The sequence below is a fragment of the Pseudomonas kairouanensis genome (genome assembly GCF_004682055.1).
Classification (GTDB): Bacteria; Pseudomonadota; Gammaproteobacteria; order Pseudomonadales; family Pseudomonadaceae; genus Aquipseudomonas; species Aquipseudomonas kairouanensis.
This window is the reverse complement of sequence record NZ_QUZU01000006.1, coordinates 68,247-87,470: the sequence shown is the minus strand read 5'-3', so window position 1 is coordinate 87,470 and position 19,224 is coordinate 68,247. Positions and strand designations below refer to the sequence as shown.

The following is a 19,224-nucleotide window of genomic DNA, read 5'->3' as shown; positions in this document are numbered from 1 at the left end:
ACCGCGCGGACATGGAGTACCGATGCCAGCTCTCTACGTGATGATTCCTGCGGCGCTGCTATTAGTGGGCGTGGCCATCTACATCTTCTTCTGGGCCGTGGACAGCGGCCAGTACGACGACCTCGACGGCCCGGCCCACAGCGTGCTGTTCGACGACCAGGACCCTAACCACCTGGCCGGCGTCGAACAAGCCAACCACCCCGAGCAACCGCCCAAAGACCCGCCCCATGCTTGAACTGGCGCCGTTGCTGGTTTCTGCGCTGATCCTCGGCCTGCTCGGTGGCGGGCATTGCCTGGGCATGTGCGGCGGGCTGATGGGCGCGCTGACGCTAGCCATCCCCAAGGAGCAACGCAGCCGGCGGTTTCGTCTGCTGCTGGCGTACAACCTGGGGCGCATCCTCAGTTACACCGCTGCTGGCGTCTTGATCGGCCTGGCGGGCTGGGCCGTGGCCAACAGCCCGGCGGCGATGTTCATGCGCGTGCTGGCCGGGTTGTTGCTGATCAGCATGGGCTTGTACCTGGCTGGCTGGTGGAGCGGCTTGACGCGCATCGAAGCCCTCGGGCGCGGACTGTGGCGGCATATCCAGCCGGTTGCCAGCCGGTTGCTGCCGGTGTCCAGCCTGCCGCGCGCCTTGCTGCTGGGCGCGCTGTGGGGCTGGCTGCCGTGCGGGCTGGTCTACAGCACATTGCTGTGGGCCGCCAGCCAGGGCAATGCGATTGACAGCGGCTTGCTGATGCTGGCGTTCGGCCTGGGTACCTGGCCGGTGCTGCTGGCAACCGGTTTGGCGGCAGAGCGGGTCACGGCGCTACTGCGCAAACGCAGCGTGCGCATGGCCGGTGGCTTGCTGGTCGTGCTGTTCGGGATCTGGACGCTGCCCGGTCCGCATCAGCACTGGCTAATGGGCCATTAAAAGGCCATGTGGCATAGCGCCGCTCCCCGTTGATGCAAATCAAGATGCCCTCCCTGCCACGCCCCTAGACTCGGCCCATTAGCCTATCCGGGGGAACGCCCGCATGCTCGACGCCATTCGTTGGGATACCGATCTGATTCATCGCTACGACCTGGCGGGACCGCGCTACACGTCCTACCCCACCGCCGTCCAATTCGGCAGCCAGGTCGGCACCTTTGACCTGCTCCACGCCCTGCGTGACAGCCGCAAGGCCGTGCGGCCGTTGTCGCTGTATGTGCATGTGCCGTTCTGCGCCAACATTTGTTACTACTGCGCCTGCAACAAAGTCATCACCAAGGACCGTGGCCGCGCCCAGGCTTACCTGCAGCGCCTGGAGCAGGAAATCCAATTGGTGGCCTGCCACCTCGACCCCAAACAGCCGGTGGAGCAACTGCATTTCGGCGGCGGCACCCCCACCTTCCTCAGCCACGACGAATTGCGCCAGGTCATGGGCCGCCTGCGCCAGCACTTCAATTTGCTGGACGACGACTCCGGCGACTACGGCATCGAAATCGACCCCCGCGAAGCCGACTGGGCCACCATGGGCCTGCTGCGCGAGTTGGGTTTCAACCGCGTGAGCATCGGTGTGCAAGACCTCGACCCCGAGGTGCAACGGGCGGTCAACCGCCTGCAAAGCCTGGAAGAAACCCGCGCGGTGATCGATGCGGCGCGTACCCTGCAGTTTCGCTCGATCAATATCGACCTGATCTACGGCCTGCCCAAGCAAACCCCGATCAACTTTGCACGCACCGTGGAAGAAGTGATCCGCCTGCAACCGGATCGCCTATCGGTGTTCAACTACGCGCACCTGCCGGAGCGCTTCATGCCCCAGCGGCGCATCAACGCCGACGACCTGCCGTCCCCGGCCGAAAAACTGCTGATGCTGCAAACCACCATCGAGCAACTGACCCAGGCCGGCTATCGCTACATCGGCATGGACCACTTTGCCCTGCCGGATGACGAACTGGCCATCGCCCAGGAAGAAGGGACATTGCAGCGCAATTTCCAGGGCTACACCACCCACGGCCATTGCGACTTGATTGGGTTGGGCGTGTCGGCCATCAGCCAGATCGGCGACTTGTATTGCCAGAACAGCAGCGACCTCAACGCCTACCAGAACACCCTGGCCAGCGCGCAACTGGCCACCAGCCGTGGCCTGGTGTGCAACCCCGACGACCGGTTGCGGCGCGCCGTGATCCAGCAACTGATCTGCAATTTCAGCCTGGCTTTCGAGACGATCGAACAGGCCTTCAACATTGATTTTCGCGGCTATTTTGATGAGATCTGGCCCCAGCTTGAGGCCATGGCCGCAGACGGCCTGATCGAGCTGAACGCCCAGGGCATTGAGGTGTTGCCGGCCGGCCGGCTACTGGTGCGCTCGGTGTGCATGGTGTTTGACGCTTACCTTGAGCACCAGAACCGGCAACGGTTCTCGCGGGTGATCTGAGTGCGGTTACTTCATCAGCAGACTGGTCACTTTCATCGCTTCTTCGGCGCCCATGTCTTTCATCACCTTGGTCAAAGACGCCTGGGCGGTAGTCAAACTGGCCTGCAGGGCACCTAACGCCGATTGCAGGGCCGCGATTTTGGCCTGGGCCTGTTCGGGGCTCAAGGATTTGTCAGCCATGACCGCTGCCAGTTCGGCTTGCTTCTCGGCGATCTGCTTTTTGATTTCACGGATCATCTTCAACAGTTGCTGGACGGTATCCGACAAGCCGCTGTCTTCGATATCACTGTTGGAGGTTTTCTCGGCGGCTGCCGCTTTCATCGCAGCACCGGAAATCACCACCGAAACCGCAGGCTTGGTCTCATCGGGCGTCGGTGCATTGGCAACTGCAACAGCGGTGGCGGGCTTTTTCGTTTCAGGCGCTGTCGCAATCTGCGTGCGCAGCGCCAGATCGAGCGTCAAGGAAGGCATGGTGAACGTCCAGGTTCCATGGTTGATAGCAGGCCATCGGCACACCGTGAAAATTCTTTATACCCCTGTCGGTTTTTTGTACAGGCTGGCCTGACCCTCACTCAGTGCGTTACCCTTACGTCTTATGTGTGTTTTCCCACAAGGATTTAAGATATGTCCGAGCCAGTCAAACTGCGCGCTCACAGCCAGGCTCATTGCAAGGATTGCAGCCTGGCCCCCCTCTGCTTGCCACTTTCGTTGAATTTGGAAGACATGGATGCGCTGGACGACATCGTTAAACGTGGGCGCCCGCTGAAAAAAGGTGAATTCCTGTTCCGCCAGGGCGACAAGTTCGATTCCGTTTATGCCGTGCGTTCGGGCGCGTTGAAGACGTTCAGCCTGAGCGACAGCGGCGAAGAGCAGATCACCGGCTTCCACCTGCCCAGCGAACTGGTGGGCTTGTCGGGCATGGACACTGAGATTCATCCGGTGTCGGCGCAGGCCCTGGAGACCACCTCGGTGTGCGAAATTCCCTTCGAACGCCTGGACGAGCTGGCCCTGCAACTGCCGCAATTGCGCCGCCAGTTGATGCGCGTGATGAGCCGCGAGATCCGTGACGACCAGCAAATGATGCTGCTGTTGTCGAAGAAAACCGCTGACGAGCGCATCGCCACGTTCCTGGTCAACCTGTCGGCACGTTTCCGTGCTCGGGGCTTCTCGGCCAACCAGTTCCGCCTGAGCATGTCGCGCAATGAAATCGGCAACTACCTGGGCCTGGCGGTGGAAACCGTGTCCCGCGTGTTTACCCGTTTCCAGCAGAACGAACTGATCGCCGCCGAGGGCAAGGAAGTGCATATCCTGGACCCGATCCAGTTGTGCGCCCTGGCCGGTGGCTCGCTGGAAGGCTGACCCAGACACTGCGGCCGCGCCAATCGGCGAGGCCGCAGGTATACTTCGAGTCCGTTTCCAGCCCCAGGACTCTTCGACGATGACCTTCGATTCGTTCGACATCAAATCCCTGATCCGCCCCGTCATCGACTTCCCCAAGCCTGGGGTGATCTTCCGTGACATCACGCCGCTGTTCCAATCGCCCCGCGCCCTGCGCCTGGTGGCCGACAGCTTTGCCCACCGCTATGTCGAGGCCGATTTCAGCCATATCGGCGCGATGGATGCGCGGGGCTTTTTGATCGGCTCGATCATTGCCTACCAACTGAACAAGCCGCTGATCCTGTTCCGCAAACAGGGCAAGCTGCCAGCAGACGTGCTGGCCGAGGGTTACCAGACCGAATACGGCGAGGCGCTCCTGGAAGTGCACGCCGACAGCCTGTGCGAAGGCGATTCGGTGCTGATGTTCGATGACCTGATCGCCACCGGCGGAACGTTGATTGCGGCGGCGAACCTGGTAAGGCGCATGGGGGCAAAGATTTTTGAAGCGGCGGCGATTATTGACCTGCCGGAGCTGGGCGGGTCGCAGCGTTTGGAAGATATGGGGATTCCGACGTTTTGTTTGACGCAGTTTGCGTTGACTGAGCAATAACGGGTTTCTTGACTGTCGGTACCGGCCTCTTCGCGAGCAAGTCGGACCGTCGCACCGCCGCTCCCACAATTAACCGAGTACATCCTTTGGAACGCGGTCGACTGTGGGAGCGGGCTTGCTCGCGAATGCGGTGTATCAGACACCAAGATGTTGACTGACCCGCCGCCTTCGCGGGCAAGTCGAACCGTCGCACCGCCGCTCCCACATTTGACCGAGTACATCCTTCGAAATGCGGTGTGTTTTAGAGCGCGATTGGCTTGCGGCCCGCAAACGAATGCGCCAGCGTGCCGCCATCCACCAACTCCAGCTCCCCACCCAGCGGCACGCCATGGGCGATACGCGAGGTGACCAGGCCTTTGTTGCTCAGCAATTGGGCGATGTAATGGGCCGTGGCCTCACCTTCCACCGTGGGGTTGGTGGCCAGAATCACTTCAGTGAACGTGCCCTGCTCTTCGATACGTGCCACCAACTGCGGAATACCGATAGCCTCCGGGCCCAGGCCGTCCAGCGGCGACAGGTGGCCCTTGAGCACAAAGTAGCGCCCGCGATAGCCGGTCTGCTCCACCGCATATACGTCCATCGGCCCTTCCACCACGCACAGCAAGGTGTCGTCGCGGCGCGGGTCGGCGCATTGCGGGCAGAGTTCTTCCTCGGTGAGGGTGCGGCATTGACGACAGTGGCCTACCCCGGTCATGGCCTGGCTCAGGGCCTGGGCCAAGCGGGTGCCGCCGCTGCGATCGCGCTCCAGCAGTTGCAGCGCCATACGCTGGGCGGTTTTCTGGCCCACGCCCGGCAAGGTGCGCAGGGCGTCGATCAGTTGGCGAATCAGGGGGCTGAAGCTCATGGGGCTAGGGTCCGACAAAACAACGAGACGCGGTTTATACCCGCGCCTCGGATTAGCGTCAAATGCTCAATCTTGCGCGACGCGCACCACCAACTTGCCGAAGTTGCGCCCTTCGAGCAAACCGATAAAGGCCTCGGGCGCTTGCTCAAGGCCGTCCACCACGTCTTCGCGGAATTTGACTTTGCCCTCGCGCACCCAAGGCGCCATGGCCGCAATGAACTCGGCGTGACGGTCACCATAGTCGTCAAACACGATAAAGCCCTGGATGCGTACCCGCTTGGTCAGCAAGGTGCGTTGCAACGCCGGTAGCCGGTCGGGGCCGCTAGGCGCCTGATGGGCGTTATAGCCGGCGATCAGCCCGCACAGCGGAATGCGCGCCTTGGGGTTGAGCAAGGGCACGACCGCATCGAAGACCTTGCCGCCGACGTTTTCAAAGTAGATGTCCACGCCCTTGAAACAGGCTTGCGCCAGTTCATCGGCGAAATCTGCGCTCTTGTGGTCGATACAGGCATCAAAGCCCAGTTCGTCCACTACATAGCGGCACTTGTCCGCACCGCCTGCAATACCCACCACACGCAAGCCCTTGAGCTTGGCCACCTGCCCCACCACCGAGCCCACTGCGCCGGACGCCGCCGCCACCACCAGGGTTTCCCCGGCCTTGGGCTGGCCGATGTCGATCAGGCCCATGTAGGCGGTCATGCCCGGCATGCCCAGCACACCCAAGGCCATGGACGCACTGGCCAGGCCCTTGGGCACCGGCATCAGGTTGCGGCCATCGGAAATACTGTGGCTTTGCCAGCCAGTGGAGCCAACGACCAGGTCACCCACGGCGAATTTCGGGTTGCGCGACTGCTCGATTCGGCTTACCGCCCCACCGGTCATTACGTCGTCGATTTCTACGGGCGCGGCGTAGGATGGCGCATCACTCATGCGACCGCGCATATACGGGTCCAGGGACAAGTACAGGGTTTTGAGCAGCACCTGGCCGTCTGCCAACTCCGGCAGGTTCACGCGCTCCAGACGAAAGTTTTCTGGGGTCGGTGCTCCCTGGGGGCGTGAGACCAGGACAATGCGTTGATTCAGAATCGGTTGTTGAGGCATCAGGGGCTCCTTTTACGAATTCATCGGTATAGGGTGCAGACCCTGTTTGCAGGGCCAGGGTTCGATCGGATCCACACAAACAAAAATGCCAGGCACTGGGCCTGGCATTTGATTCTAGCTAACGCGCACCGATTAGAACGGCAGCTTCATGCCCGGCGGCAGTTGCATGCCGGCGGTGACGCCGCCCATTTTTTCCTGGCTGTTGGCTTCGATCTTGCGCACCGCGTCATTGACGGCCGCGGCGAACAGCGCTTCGAGCATTTCCAGGTCATCTTCGCCCACACCTGGCAATACGCTTGGGTCGATGCTCACGCGCTTGATGTCGTGACGACCGGTCATCACCACGCTGACCATATCGCCACCGGCTTTACCGGTGACTTCGGCGTTGGCCAGTTCTTCCTGCATCTTGGCCATCTTTTCCTGCATCTGCTGCGCCTGCTTCATCAGGCCGGCCATGCCACCTTTCATCATGGGAATTCCCTCAAAGTTCGTGGATCAAGTGAGTAGCCCGGTGTCAGGACGCCTGGGGCACCGGGGCTTCGACAGGTTCAATAGTATCGTGGCGGACGACCGCACCGAACTGTTGCATCATTTGTTGGATGAGCGGATCGCCATGGATCGAGTCTTCGGCCTCGCGCTGGCGGTTGATGCGCCGGCGGGTCGCAGCCTGGGCCGGGGTTTCCTGCTCGGGCTTGATCAATTCGATGGCGATGGTCAGCGTGCGCTCATGGTACTGGTTCAGCGCATCGTTGAGGCGACGCTGCTGGGTGGCGTTGAACAGGGCGCTGTGGGCCGGGTCCAGGTGCAGCAGCCAGTGGTCGCCGTCAATGGCGATCAGGGTGCAGTTGGCGGCGATGCTGCCGGTCATGCCCGAGATCGGCAGTTTCGGGAACAGCTCCAGCCATTGCAGGGCCAGCCCGGTGGCCGGCGCCGCAGCAGGTTCCGCCTCGGGCTCAGGGGCCGGCTCGGCGGTATGTTCGCTGGCCAGGTCGTCCAGGTAGCTGTAGGCCGAATCCATGTCCGGCTCGATGTAATCTTCGTCCAGCGGCGGCTCATCGTCGTCGATACCCGGAACGGCCGCTTCCACTTGGGCGACGGTCGGCTCGGGCACCGGTGCGCTGACCCATTCCGGCGCCGCAGGCACGACGCTGTCCGGCGTCGGCGCAGGCATTGGCGTCAACTCGGGCTGCTCGCCAATGGTCTCCAGCACCGGTTCCACGGCGGGCTGCTGCTCGACTTCGGGCTCGGCCTCGGCTTCTACAGGGTCATTCCACGGCAGATCGACCACCGGCTCAGGGTCCACAACCGGCTCAGGCGCTGGGGCAGGTGCGGCAACCACTGGCGCAACCACCGCCACGCCAGCCACTGGTTTGGCGGAATCAACTGTGGCCTGGCTGATCCCCACTGGCTTTAGCGGCTGTCTCGGCGCGTCTGCCGTATCGGCGGGCCGGAAGGCCAGCATCCGCAGCAGGACCATTTCGAAACCACCGCGCGGGTCCGGTGCCAGCGGCAGGTCACGGCGGCCGATCAGGCCCATCTGGTAGTAGAACTGCACATCTTCGGCCGGCAACGCCTGGGCCAGGGCCAGCACGCGGTCGCGGTCTCCGTGGCCGTTGTCGACGCCCTCAGGCAAGGCCTGGGCGATGGCGACGCGGTGCAGCACGTTGAGGATTTCCGAGAGCACGCCGTTCCAGTCCGGGCCTTGCTCCGACAAATGGCGCACGGCTTCGAGCAAGGCCTTGGCATCGCCTTCGATCAGCGCGTGAAGCACGTCAAAGACCTGGCCGTGGTCCAAGGTGCCGAGCATGGCGCGCACATCGGCGGCCATCACCTTGCCTTCACCAAAGGCGATGGCCTGGTCGGTGAGGCTCATGGCGTCACGCATCGACCCATCGGCGGCGCGGCCCAGCAGCCACAGTGCGTCGTCTTCGAACGGTACGTTCTCGACGCCCAGCACATGGGTCAAGTGCTCGACCACCCGCTCGGGGGTCATGTTTTTCAGGGAGAACTGCAGGCACCGCGACAGGATGGTTGCAGGAAGTTTCTGCGGGTCGGTGGTGGCCAGGATGAACTTGACGTAGGGCGGCGGCTCTTCCAGGGTTTTCAACAGGGCGTTGAAAGAGTGGCTGGAGAGCATGTGCACTTCGTCGATCAGGTAGACCTTGAAGCGCCCGCGACTGGGCGCGTACTGCACGTTGTCGAGCAACTCGCGGGTGTCTTCGACCTTGGTGCGGCTTGCGGCGTCGATCTCGATCAGGTCGACGAAGCGGCCTTCGTCGATTTCCCGGCACACCGAGCAGGTGCCGCAGGGCGTAGAAGTGATACCGGTTTCACAATTCAGGCATTTGGCGATGATGCGCGCAATGGTGGTCTTGCCCACCCCACGGGTACCGGTAAACAGGTAGGCGTGGTGCAGCCGCTGGCTGTCCAAGGCATTGATCAGAGCCTTGAGCACATGGGTCTGGCCGACCATTTCGCGGAACGAGCGCGGACGCCATTTACGTGCAAGAACCTGATAACTCATCGAAAACCGTCGCAACTGGGAAACAGAAGCCGGTAATGCTAGCGGAGCAAGGGGGAAATTGCATCCGGCACGCTCGCCTAATCTGACTAAGCTCTCCTGACTGGCCCGCGAAAGGCCTGAACCCGGAGAGCATATGCGCGTAGTCCTGGGCGCTTTATGGATGATCACCACGGCAAGCCTTGCAGCGCCCGCACCGCTGCGCTTCTCGGTTTCCGACAGTTGGGCGATGCCCATGGTGCAACTGGAGGACGGCCAGCCCACCCAGGGCATCCTGTATGACTTGATGTCGAGCCTGGCCACCCAGGTGGGGCACCCGGCCCAATTCCATGTGCTGGCTCGCGCACGCATCGCAGGGGCCATGGAGCACGGCGACATTGATGTGCGCTGCTATGTGGCCCAGTCGTGGGTCGACAATATGTCCGGCGACTACACCTGGAGCGTGCCGCTGTGGGTACAGCGCAACCTGTTGGTGGCCACCCACGTACCGACTCAAGCCGTGCAGATCGATAAACTGCCCGCCCAGTTGATCGGGACGGTACTCAACTACCGTTACACCGCGCTCGATCCTCTGTTTGCCAGCGGCCAACTCATTCGCGACGACGCGCGCAGCGAAGAACAAGTGCTGCACAAACTGGTGGCCGGGCGCTTCAAGTACGCGGTCACCAACGAATGGATCCTGGACCGCTTCAACCAGGGCCTGCCACCGGGCCGGCGCCTGCATAAAGTCGCGGTCATAGAGGAACAAAGCCTGGGTTGCACCGTACGTAACGACCCGAATGTGCCGGTGCAGCGCATTTTGCGCACGTTGTTGCGGATGAAGATGTCAGGCGAGATCGACGACATTATCAAGCTGTACACCGGGGAGCGCGCGTCCAGCGCCCTTCCAGACTGACCGCCGCGACACTGGCCAGCACGACCACCCCGCCCATCACCACCTGCAAGGCAATGTGTTCGCCGAGCAAGGTCGCCGCCATCAGCATCGCCACCGGCGGGATCAGGTACATCGCCACGGATGCCCGGCTGACGTCGACATGCTTTAACACGTACCCCCAGGCCAGGTAGGCCAGGGCACTCGGGAAGATCCCCAACACCAGCACCGCCAGGTTCTGCGCCAACGGTGCCTGCATCACGGCGGCGGGCAGGCCCGGCAGGTTTATCAGGAGCATTAAGGTGCCCGCCCACACCATGTAGCACGCCATGGTCAACGGGCTGTAGCGATGGGCGTAGCGTTTCTGGATGGCGAAATACACGCTCCACGCCACCGCCGCTAGCAGGATCAGCAAGCCGCGAGGGTCAATATCGCCCAAGCCACGGTCGCCCCAGATCACCACCAGTACGCCGAGCCCCCCCAGCAGCACGCAGCCCCAGCGCCAGGCGCTGACCCGCTCGTTCAAGCAAAAAAACGCGATCAGCACACTGAACAGCGGTGCTGACTGCGCCAGTACGCTTGAGGCTGCTGCCGTGACGAATTGCTGCCCATAGTTGAGGCTGGTGTGGTGCAGAAACACGCCGAAAAAACCCAGCACCAGCAACCACGGAAGATCTCCCAGGCGCGGCCGGCCGATACCCACCACCAACGCCACCCCGGCCATAAACACCGATGCGATCAAAAACCGCAGCAACGCCAACTGGCCTGGGGTGTAGCTGAGCAGCCCCACGTGCACTCCAATCGGCGAATAGGCCCAACAGAGGATGACGCTGGCAATCACTAGCGTAAGCTTCACGGGTGACGGGGGATTCATCGACGGTATCCAGAAACGGAGAAGGAATACCGCCAGTCTTAGGCCGGGCATGGCGTAGGACAATTAACCGTTTCTGACTTCTGAAATCATTGGAACTGAGCAATGGAACTGGCCCAACTGAAAATGGTGCGTGCCGTGGCGCAAACCGGCAGCGTAGCCCAGGCCGCCGTGCAACTGCATTGCGTGCCGTCCAACATCACCACGCGCATCAAGCAACTGGAAAGCGAGTTGGGCACACCGCTGTTTATCCGCGCCGGGCGTGGGCTGGCCATCAGTGCCGCCGGTGAGATTTTTCTGGAGTACTGCGAGCGTATCCTGGCGCTGGTGGATGAGTCCAAGCGCGCCGTGGACGCCAATGCCATTCCCCGTGGCACCTTGCGCATCGGTGCGGTGGAGTCCAGCGCCAGCGGACGGCTGCCGCCCTTGCTGGCGGAATACCACCGACGTTATCCGGACGTCAGCCTCGAACTGGTGACCGGCGCCTGGGGCCAGTTGCTCGATGACTTGCAACACCACCGCCTGGATGTGGCGCTGGTGGCGTCCGGCGGTAAACGCGCCAAGCTCGAACACAGCGTGGTCTACAGCGAACGCCTGGTACTGATCGCCAGCGCCTCCAGCGACCCGATCCGCAGCGCCGCCGACCTCGCCGGCCGCACGTTGCTGGTGTGGCCGGCCGGCTGCCCCTACCGTGCAGCGCTGGAAAACTGGGTCAAGCCCCACGACTTCAAGCCCAACATCGCCAGCTATGCCAGTTGGGGCACGATTATCGGCTGCGTCAGTGCGGGAATCGGCGTGGCCTTGGCGCCTGAGGGCATCCTGGCGCGCTATGAGCTGGCCAATCAATTGGCGTCGTATCGCTTTGAAGCGTTGCAGGCGGTGGACAACCTGCTGTTCTGGCACAAAGACACCCAACGCCACCTCGCCCGCGATGCGTTTGCCGAGCTGCTGCGGGAGACGTTCGGCTAACCCGCAACATCTTGTTTCATGTATCCTCCCGCGCAATTAATTCTAATTGTAAGGGACTACCATGAATTACTTCCGCCTGCTATTGGTGGCGGCCGCTCTGAGCCTGCCTGTTGCACCCGCTTTTGCTACCAAACCACCCGCCCCTGTCGAACAAAGCGCACCTGCCGAAACCGCCGAGCACTTCCTCGCCTCGCTCAAGCAAAAGACCGGTACCGTGACCCTGCCCAGTGGCATTGCCACCCTCAAGCTCAACGACGAGTTCTATTACCTCGACCCGTCCGACACCGAACGCCTGCTGACCGACGGCTGGGGCAACCCGCCGGGCTTCAAGACTCTGGGTATGATCGTGCCCAAAGCCGTCAGCCCGCTGTCGGAACGCGGTTGGGGCGTGATCGTCAGCTACAAGGCTGACGGGCACATTTCTGACGAAGACGCGGCAAAAATCGACTACGCCGACCTGCTCAAGCAAATGCAGGAAGAAGACGAAGCCGACAACCAGGAACGCCAGAAACAAGGCTACGCCGGCCTGCACCTGTTGGGCTGGGCCGAGCCGCCGCACTACGACGACACCACCCACAAGATGTACTGGGCCCGCGAGCTGAAAGCCGACGACGCCCAGCAGAACACCCTCAACTACAGCATCCGCGTGCTGGGGCGTGAAGGTGTGCTGGAGCTCAACGCCGTTGCCGCCATGGCCGACCTGCCCACCATCAAGCAGGAACTGCCCAAGGTGCTGGCCTTTACCAACTTCACCGACGGCAACCTGTACACCGACTTCAACCCTAAAACAGACAAGTTGGCCACTTATGGCCTGGCGGCCTTGGTGGCTGGCGGCATCGCGGCCAAGGCCGGGTTGTTCGCCAAGATCGGCATCTTCCTGCTGGCCGCCAAGAAGTTTCTGGTAGTGGGCGTGGTGGCGTTGTTCGCGGTGATCCGCAAGCTGTTCAACCGTAACAAGGCTTAAACCCGCACACGCAAAAACGCCGCAATCTGCGTGGGCAGGTTGCGGCGTTTTTTATGGGCTCAGTTCAGTGCAGCAGGTGCAGCCAAGCGACGGTATTGGCCCTGGCTGATCCAACCGGTGAACGAGCGGTCGTCAGCGTTGATGAATTCAACCTGCGCCCAGCCGTCCTTGAACGCCAGTACGCCGACCACATCGTCCTTGACGATATAAGGGCGCTTGGCGGCCTTGGCGGTTGGGTTTTTCAGCAGGTAAGCCTTGTCGGCAGACACGGTGACCAGGCCGATCCATTTTTTGCTGGCGGTCTGGGTCAGGTCCAGGCCGGTGGCGATCTCGGGCATCAACACATTGATGCAGCCGGGATGCTGACGGCCTTGCTCCACGGTTAAGGTCACGCCATCGGACGAAGGCGCCACGCTGCCGGGATAGGCGTCGTCAAGCCAGGTAGTCAGTGCGCCGGGCTTGCCTTGCAGGTAGAACGCGCAACTGCGGGTGACGCCCTCGCCCATGGACTCGGAGTAGAAACCTTCCACCTGATGCTCTGGCGTCACCGCCAGCATCAACCCTTCATACTTGCCCGAATGCAGCGCGCTGGAACCCGCAAACGCCGGTACTGCGGCGCACAACGACAACACACTTACCGCCAGAAAACGGATCATCTTATTTTTTCCCTTCAAGTTTGTCGTAGGCCCTTTGCATAAGGACGTCATAGTTGCCGTAGTCCTCACCGTTATAGTTACGCGCCATACCGGTAAAATCTTTAGCCTTCATGGCTTTCATCAACGCCGGGCTCTTGCTGCAAAAGCCGAGAAACGCCTTTAGTTGGTTGCCTGCATTGACTTTCAATGCCGCAGAAAACTCAAAGACCGTCTTGTAGCCGCAGGATGCAAAGTTGAAACCCATGATCTGGAACATGCCCCACGACGCCGACATCAAGGCCGCTTCCTGGTCAAGGGCAAACGCTGTGGCCATGGTTTCCCAGGCCTTGGTTTGGTCCTTGTTATTGGCCTGCCACTGCGGCCCGGCCTTTTTCTTGTAGGGGTACGACAATAGCGGGTGCGCCTGGTCGTAGATGTGCTTGGTGTACTTGCGGAACAAGTGGCCTTCGAATGCGATCACCGGCAATTTGGCCGGCCCAAAGCCCGAACGTCCACCCGACTCCACAGTGGCGAAGGCCTTGATGATATTCACCGAAATCCCACTGCCCAACTGCGTGGCAGCGTTCTGAAAGTCCGTTTCGCTGAGGGTCATGCCCCCGTCGCACGTGGCCTGCAGCATCAGCTGCCGGTTACGCCGCTCGGCCTCGATCATCGCCCGCATGCGGTCCAGGTACACATTGACGGTGGCCTGCACCGCATCGCCCTGGTTAGTGGCGAATACATTCAAGAAGCTTGGGATACGCATGCTCGGGAATGACTTTACCGGCACTTTCACGGCCTCTTCGATCAGGCTGTTGAAGGTGCGGCCGGTGGGGTCGATCACGCCATCGGGGTGGGCGTACTTGAGGTGGCGGAACTGATATTGGCTGATGCATTGCACCAACTGGCCGTCGCACTTGCCGTTTTCCACCAGCGGAAAACCCAATTTGGGAATGATCAGATTGAATAAATACTGGATGCACTGCACATCGGCGGGCAAGTTACGGGCTTTACCGGGCGCGCCGACTGAAGCGCTGATAAGTCGGGGCAACCCTTGCAGGCTTTTCATCACAGACATCCTTGTTAGCTCATGAAGTGATAGCACTTCAACATCAACCCAATGCCACTGTTATATTCTGAAACAAATGGCGGGCGGAAACTAACAAGGCGATTTTGGCTTGTAAAGCGGCGAGGTTAAAAGTTGTGAAAGAACTCGCACAGGCCCGGGCATTTGCATTTAAACGGAGTATTGGGCCGCGTATTAGGCTACTGTCACTCGCGCAAAATTCTCCCGACGCATACTTTCAAGGATTGAAATGAAAGCCACACTGCTCGTTTTGTCTGCCCTACTCCTTCTCTGCGGCTGCGCCACACAGCGTGCCAACGTCTCCACCCCATCGAGCCCCTCGATTGCCGAAACAAAATCGGTGCAGTTTGCCGGCAAGACGTTTGTCCTGAAATTCCAGAAAGCGGGCCTGTGGGAGTATTTCCCGGCAGATGAAAGCGTCGATGCCTGGACCGAAATGGTCGACTTCACCGTGGTCCCTCGCGAGATGAACCATCTCAAGCCCCTCGACATCGGCAAACGCGCGATCGCGCTGCATCAGCAGGAAAACCCGAACCTGCCGGCGATGCTGATGACAGACAATCGAACCGGGGTCGATTACGCGATGATGTTTTATCCCAACTCACTGCGCAAAGACGGGCAATTCTCGGAGATCAGCTACTTCAAGTATTACAAGGACGGCGCCAGCGGCCAGACCATCATCTTCCACTACGCCAGGAATATCCCAAAACCGAATGACCCGTCGGACAGCGCCGAAAAGGTAGGCCAGGAGATACCGCCACTGATCGAAGCCTTTCCGCTTTACCGGCCTTAATGCCGTCAAGCGCACAGCACAAAGCGATTCGCCGGCAGTGGTCGCCAGCAAAGCATCTAAACAATTGGGATTTTGAAGGGTGTTGCAGGAAGAGCGTTATGGAGGCAACCCCACCAGCCACACCCCGGCACACAATGTTCCCGCTGTGGCTGCTGCCTTCCGGCTCTGACCAGGTTCACGGGTAATCGTTGCGGGGGGACCGATGGGGTCACCATAACGACGCATGCCTCTCGGCAAGCGGGGCCATTGTACCGATCTAATCAGAAGTTACAACCGTTCGGACCGGATTAAAAATCAAAGGGGTTCAAGCACTTGCCGTAGAACCCGACATCACCGCTATCCAATGTGGGAGGGGGCTTGCTCCCGATTGCAGTGTGTCAGTCACACAATGGTTGACTGACACACCGCAATCGGGAGCAAGCCCCCTCCCACATTAAAGCAATCACTGGGCCTGCAAGACCTCATCCGCCCTGCCGCCCTCTTCCTGGATCACCAGGTGAATAAAGTGCAGCTTGGCAATCACCGCCGGCGGCAGCACAAAGGGGTAGAAATCTGGCTGGCCCATGGCGCGGGACAATTCGTTGAGCATCCCCGCCAACTCGATCCACGCGTTGACGAACGACAGGAACGCCGCGCCGCCGGGGTGTTCTGGGTCGTACAGCGTGGTGAGCGGAAACGGCTGATAGTCCAAGTCCATCTCGCGGGCGCTCATGCCAAAACCCAGGGCGGTGTCGACCGCATCCATCATGTGCAGGTAGTGGGCCCAGGTTTCGGCCCAGTCCTCCCAGGGGTGCATGGTGGCGTAGGCGCTGACGCAGGTTTGTTGCCAGTCGGGGCGCGGTCCATTTTGGTAGTGCTGGTCCAGCGCTTGGGCATAACTGGCGCGTTCGTCGCCGAACAGGTTGCGAAACCCTTGCTGCCAGTGGGTATTGGCGATCAGCCGATCCCAGTAATAATGGCCGACCTCGTGACGAAAATGCCCGAGCAAGGTGCGGTACGGCTCGCGCATTTGGACACGAACCTTCTCGCGGTGGGCGTCGTCGGCTTCCTTGATATCCAGGGTGATCAGGCCGTTGGCGTGGCCGGTCATGGGCGCATTGCCTTCCAGGTCGATGCCCACGAAATCAAAGGCCAGGCCGTTCTCTTCATCCACAGTCTTGGGCACCACTTGCAGACCGAGGCTGATCAGTTGCGCCACCAGGCGGCGCTTGGCGGTTTCGACTTTGCGCCAGCGTTCGGGGTTTTCCGGGACCGACAGGTCGGGGATGGTACGGTTCAAGCTACAGGCCACGCACAGCGGCGCGGTGCTGTGGGCCGGGATCAGCCAGTTGCAGGCGGCCGGGGTATCGAGGTTGGCGCAGCGGCGGAAGGCGCCGGCGTCGAGGTTGTCGTCTTGCAGCCAGGTGCCTTCGACGGGGCCGGGTTGCAGGGAGGCCAGGCGGCTTTGCTGGGGTTGATAGCCCAGCAAAGCCTGACAGGCCAGGCACTGGCTATTGCGAAAGAACAGGGACTGGCCGCAACGGCATTGCCACACCTTGCTGTTGCGGGAGGGCGCGCTGAACGGTGCGGCGATGCGCGAACTGAGTTGCTCGAAGTAGCGGAACATGGCGATCTCTCCCTGGGTGACTGAGACTAGATCATTTTCCGTTACCGATCGTTCAACATGCCTTCTGTAGGAGCGAGCTTGCTCGCGAAGAACGTCAACGATGACGCAGCGTTCCTGGTTTATCGAGGCGTTCTCAAGTTTTTCGCGAGCAAGCTCGCTCCTACAGTGGGATCGGTTCAGACGGTGATGTTGTGTTTGGCCAGGAAGGCGACGAAGGCTTCTTCATCCAACACTTTAAGGCCCAACTCGCTGGCCTTGGCCAGCTTGGAGCCCGCGCCCGGCCCGGCCACCACGCAGTGGGTCTTGGCCGAAACCGAGCCCGCCACCTTGGCGCCCAGGCTTTCGAGTTTGTCCTTGGCCACGTCGCGGCTCATCAACTCCAAAGAGCCGGTGAGTACCCAGGTGTGCCCTGCTTCGGGCAAGCCTTCGACGACTTTCTTTTCGCTGTCCCAGTGCATGCCGAAGTCCTTGAGCTGTTGCTCAATGGCCAGGGCACGGTTGGCGTTGTCGGGATTGTCAAAGAAGTCACGCACAGCCTTGGCCTGCTTCTCAGGCAGGGCCTGGCGCATATCCAGCCAGTCGGCCTTGATCACGCCTTCGAGGGTGCCGAACTTGTCCGCCAGTTTCTGCGCAGCGCCGGGGCCCACGCTGGGTACGTGCAGTTTGTCGAGCAAGCCACCCAGGGTGGTACTGGCAGCGAACTCGGCACTCAGGTCGCCCTGATCCTGCAATTGCAAGCCGCATTCTTCGGGCGACAGCAGCGCGCCGATCACGTCTTGGTTATGGCTGTCTTCAAAGAAACTGTGGATCTCGTGCGCCACTTCCAGGCCCACGTCCGGCAGGTAGGTCAGCACTTCCGGCAGGGCCTTTTGCACGCGCTCAAGGGACGCCAGGGAGCGCGCGAGCACCTTGGCGGTCTCCTCACCAACATCCGGGATGCCCAGGGCGTAGATAAAGCGTGCCAGGGTCGGGGTCTTGCTGTTTTCGATGGCAGTGATCAGCTTCTTGCTGGAAATATCGGCAAAGCCTTCCAGGTCGATGATCTGCTCGTACTTGAGCTTGTAGAGGTCCGCCGGCGAGCCGATGAGTTTTTCATCCACCAGTTGCTCGATGGTCTTGTCGCCCAGGCCGTCGATGTCCATGGCCCGGCGCGAGACGAAATGGATGATCGCCTGCTTGAGCTGCGCACCACAGGCCAGGCGCCCGACGCAGCGGTACACCGCGCCTTCGCTGACGGTTTCCTTGCCTTTGCTGCGCTTGACCAGTTGGGTGCGCTCCACATGGGAGCCGCACACTGGGCAGCTTTCGGGGATTGGCACCGGGCGGGCGTTGTCCGGACGGCGCTCAAGCACCACGGATACAACTTGCGGGATCACATCACCGGCACGGCGGATGATCACGGTGTCACCGATCATCACGCCCAAACGCGCCACCTCGTCCATGTTGTGCAAGGTGGCGTTGGATACGGTGACACCCGCGACCTTGACCGGCTTCAAGCGTGCCACCGGCGTAACAGCGCCGGTACGACCCACCTGGAATTCCACATCCAGCAGTTCAGTCAGCTCTTCCAACGCCGGGAATTTATGCGCAATCGCCCAACGCGGCTCGCGGGCGCGGAAGCCCAGCTCGCGCTGGTAGGCAATGCTGTTGACCTTGAACACCACGCCGTCGATTTCATAGGGCAGGCTGCTGCGGCGCTCGCCGATATCGCGGTAGTAGTCCAGGCAATCCTGAATGCCCTTGGCCAGCTTCAGCTCGTGGCTGATGGGCATGCCCCACTTCTGCAGTTGTTGCAGGTTGCCGATATGGGTGTCGCTGATGTCGGTGGTCACGCCATAGCAGCAGAATTCCAGCGGGCGACTGGCGGTGATCTTCGAGTCCAACTGGCGCAGGCTGCCGGCGGCGGCATTGCGCGGGTTGGCGAAGGTCTTGCCGCCCACTTCCAGTTGCGAGGCGTTCAAACGCTCGAAACCGGCCTTGGACATGAACACTTCGCCGCGCACTTCCAGGGTTGCAGGCCAGCCAGTGCCGTGTAGTTTCAGCGGAATGTTGCGCACGGTGCGCACATTGACGCTGATGTCTTCGCCGGTGGTGCCGTCGCCACGGGTGGCGCCGCGTACCAATTCGCCATCCTGGTACAGCAGGCTGACCGCCAGGCCGTCCAGCTTGGGTTCGCAGCTGTACTCCACCGCCGCGCCACCGCCAAACAGGTCGCCAGCCGGAAGGTCCAACCCCTCGGTGACCCGGCGATCAAACTCCAGCATGGTGGTTTCATCAAACGCGTTGCCGAGGCTGAGCATCGGGATCTCGTGCCTGACCTGGGTAAACGCCGACAACGCCGCACTGCCCACCCGCTGTGTCGGCGAATCACGCGTTACCAGCTCCGGATGCTCGGCCTCCAGGGCCTTGAGCTCGTGGAACAAGCGGTCGTACTCGGCGTCCGGAATGCTCGGCTCGTCGAGGACGTGGTAACGGTAGTTGTGCTGATCCAGTTCAGCGCGCAGTTCGAGGATACGGGTGTGGGCGGCGGTCATGGGTGTTCTCTCATAAAGCAAAAGAGCAGCCGAAGCTGCTCAAA

General features: G+C 61.2%; 19 protein-coding genes, 1 other RNA gene and 1 pseudogene. 10 read left to right on the top strand and 11 right to left on the bottom strand.

Annotation, left to right across the window (positions count from 1 at the left end; translation table 11 throughout):
- Window positions 1-22 precede the first annotated feature (22 nt).
- The 3 genes from ccoS to hemN all read left to right on the top strand — a co-directional run bounded on the left by ccoS (window position 23) and on the right by hemN (window position 2,397).
- Entirely contained in the window at window positions 23-235 is a 213-nt protein-coding gene (gene ccoS, locus DYL59_RS07410; RefSeq protein ID WP_135288580.1) for a cbb3-type cytochrome oxidase assembly protein CcoS, read from the top strand.
- Entirely contained in the window at window positions 228-911 is a 684-nt protein-coding gene (locus tag DYL59_RS07405) for a sulfite exporter TauE/SafE family protein (RefSeq protein WP_135288579.1), read from the top strand. The genes ccoS and DYL59_RS07405 overlap by 8 nt, the downstream gene beginning before the upstream one ends.
- Window positions 912-1,014: 103 nt before the next feature.
- Complete coding sequence (hemN, locus tag DYL59_RS07400) at window positions 1,015-2,397, top strand: oxygen-independent coproporphyrinogen III oxidase (protein WP_135288578.1); 1,383 nt, start codon at window positions 1,015-1,017, stop codon at window positions 2,395-2,397.
- A gap of 6 nt (window positions 2,398-2,403) precedes the next feature.
- Here hemN and DYL59_RS07395 read toward each other — a convergent pair whose 3' ends face one another.
- Window positions 2,404-2,868, bottom strand: coding sequence for a hypothetical protein (locus DYL59_RS07395; protein WP_135288577.1), 465 nt, complete (start codon window positions 2,866-2,868; stop codon window positions 2,404-2,406).
- 153 nt (window positions 2,869-3,021) lie between these two features.
- Between DYL59_RS07395 and fnr the strand changes: the two genes are divergently transcribed.
- Window positions 3,022-3,756, top strand: a complete 735-nt coding sequence (gene fnr, locus DYL59_RS07390; protein ID WP_016979302.1) for a fumarate/nitrate reduction transcriptional regulator Fnr — start codon at window positions 3,022-3,024, stop codon at window positions 3,754-3,756.
- A gap of 79 nt (window positions 3,757-3,835) precedes the next feature.
- Window positions 3,836-4,384 (top strand): adenine phosphoribosyltransferase, encoded by a 549-nt coding sequence (locus DYL59_RS07385; protein WP_135288576.1) that lies wholly within the window; start codon window positions 3,836-3,838, stop codon window positions 4,382-4,384.
- Window positions 4,385-4,625: 241 nt separating this feature from the next.
- On the opposite strand, the gene recR is transcribed toward DYL59_RS07385, so the two are convergent.
- From recR to dnaX, 4 genes are all read right to left on the bottom strand, one after another.
- Window positions 4,626-5,228, bottom strand: a complete 603-nt coding sequence (gene recR, locus DYL59_RS07380) for a recombination mediator RecR (RefSeq protein WP_027603720.1) — start codon at window positions 5,226-5,228, stop codon at window positions 4,626-4,628.
- 66 nt (window positions 5,229-5,294) lie between these two features.
- The gene (locus DYL59_RS07375; RefSeq protein WP_135288575.1) at window positions 5,295-6,329 is read right to left on the bottom strand and encodes an NADP-dependent oxidoreductase; all 1,035 of its coding nucleotides are present in this window, start codon (window positions 6,327-6,329) and stop codon (window positions 5,295-5,297) included.
- Between the two features lie 132 nt (window positions 6,330-6,461).
- Complete coding sequence (locus DYL59_RS07370) at window positions 6,462-6,800, bottom strand: YbaB/EbfC family nucleoid-associated protein (protein WP_003175481.1); 339 nt, start codon at window positions 6,798-6,800, stop codon at window positions 6,462-6,464.
- A gap of 43 nt (window positions 6,801-6,843) precedes the next feature.
- Window positions 6,844-8,853: a DNA polymerase III subunit gamma/tau gene (dnaX, locus tag DYL59_RS07365; protein WP_135288574.1), complete on the bottom strand. Its 2,010-nt coding sequence runs from the start codon at window positions 8,851-8,853 to the stop codon at window positions 6,844-6,846.
- A 133-nt stretch (window positions 8,854-8,986) separates the two neighbouring features.
- Here dnaX and DYL59_RS07360 point away from each other — a divergent pair, with 133 nt between their 5' ends.
- Window positions 8,987-9,745 carry a substrate-binding periplasmic protein gene (locus DYL59_RS07360; RefSeq protein ID WP_135288573.1) on the top strand — a complete coding sequence of 253 codons (759 nt, stop codon included), beginning with the start codon at window positions 8,987-8,989 and terminating at the stop codon, window positions 9,743-9,745.
- On the opposite strand, the gene DYL59_RS07355 is transcribed toward DYL59_RS07360, so the two are convergent.
- Complete coding sequence (locus DYL59_RS07355) at window positions 9,699-10,595, bottom strand: DMT family transporter (RefSeq protein WP_135288572.1); 897 nt, start codon at window positions 10,593-10,595, stop codon at window positions 9,699-9,701. The genes DYL59_RS07360 and DYL59_RS07355 overlap by 47 nt on opposite strands.
- Window positions 10,596-10,697: 102 nt before the next feature.
- Between DYL59_RS07355 and DYL59_RS07350 the strand changes: the two genes are divergently transcribed.
- Complete coding sequence (locus tag DYL59_RS07350; RefSeq protein ID WP_135288571.1) at window positions 10,698-11,561, top strand: LysR family transcriptional regulator; 864 nt, start codon at window positions 10,698-10,700, stop codon at window positions 11,559-11,561.
- Between the two features lie 61 nt (window positions 11,562-11,622).
- Window positions 11,623-12,525 (top strand): DUF2167 domain-containing protein, encoded by a 903-nt coding sequence (locus tag DYL59_RS07345; protein WP_135288570.1) that lies wholly within the window; start codon window positions 11,623-11,625, stop codon window positions 12,523-12,525.
- Window positions 12,526-12,584: 59 nt separating this feature from the next.
- Here the strand turns inward: DYL59_RS07345 and DYL59_RS07340 are convergent, their stop codons facing one another.
- The gene (locus tag DYL59_RS07340) at window positions 12,585-13,181 is read right to left on the bottom strand and encodes a hypothetical protein (protein ID WP_135288569.1); all 597 of its coding nucleotides are present in this window, start codon (window positions 13,179-13,181) and stop codon (window positions 12,585-12,587) included.
- Window position 13,182: 1 nt separating this feature from the next.
- The gene (locus DYL59_RS07335; protein WP_135288568.1) at window positions 13,183-14,229 is read right to left on the bottom strand and encodes an N-acetylmuramidase family protein; all 1,047 of its coding nucleotides are present in this window, start codon (window positions 14,227-14,229) and stop codon (window positions 13,183-13,185) included.
- A gap of 247 nt (window positions 14,230-14,476) precedes the next feature.
- Here DYL59_RS07335 and DYL59_RS07330 point away from each other — a divergent pair, with 247 nt between their 5' ends.
- Window positions 14,477-15,040 (top strand): hypothetical protein, encoded by a 564-nt coding sequence (locus DYL59_RS07330; RefSeq protein ID WP_135288567.1) that lies wholly within the window; start codon window positions 14,477-14,479, stop codon window positions 15,038-15,040.
- 108 nt (window positions 15,041-15,148) lie between these two features.
- On the opposite strand, the gene ffs is transcribed toward DYL59_RS07330, so the two are convergent.
- Together ffs and DYL59_RS07320 are read right to left on the bottom strand one after the other, a co-directional pair.
- Window positions 15,149-15,245: signal recognition particle sRNA small type (gene ffs, locus DYL59_RS07325), an RNA gene on the bottom strand.
- A 237-nt stretch (window positions 15,246-15,482) separates the two neighbouring features.
- Window positions 15,483-16,646: a zinc-binding metallopeptidase family protein gene (locus DYL59_RS07320; RefSeq protein ID WP_135288566.1), complete on the bottom strand. Its 1,164-nt coding sequence runs from the start codon at window positions 16,644-16,646 to the stop codon at window positions 15,483-15,485.
- A 57-nt stretch (window positions 16,647-16,703) separates the two neighbouring features.
- Between DYL59_RS07320 and DYL59_RS32225 the strand changes: the two are divergent.
- Window positions 16,704-16,814, top strand: a pseudogene (locus DYL59_RS32225) (outer membrane lipoprotein carrier protein LolA); the annotation flags it as partial.
- Window positions 16,815-16,822: 8 nt separating this feature from the next.
- Here the strand turns inward: DYL59_RS32225 and ligA are convergent.
- Complete coding sequence (gene ligA, locus DYL59_RS07310) at window positions 16,823-19,180, bottom strand: NAD-dependent DNA ligase LigA (RefSeq protein ID WP_135288565.1); 2,358 nt, start codon at window positions 19,178-19,180, stop codon at window positions 16,823-16,825.
- Window positions 19,181-19,224 lie beyond the last annotated feature (44 nt).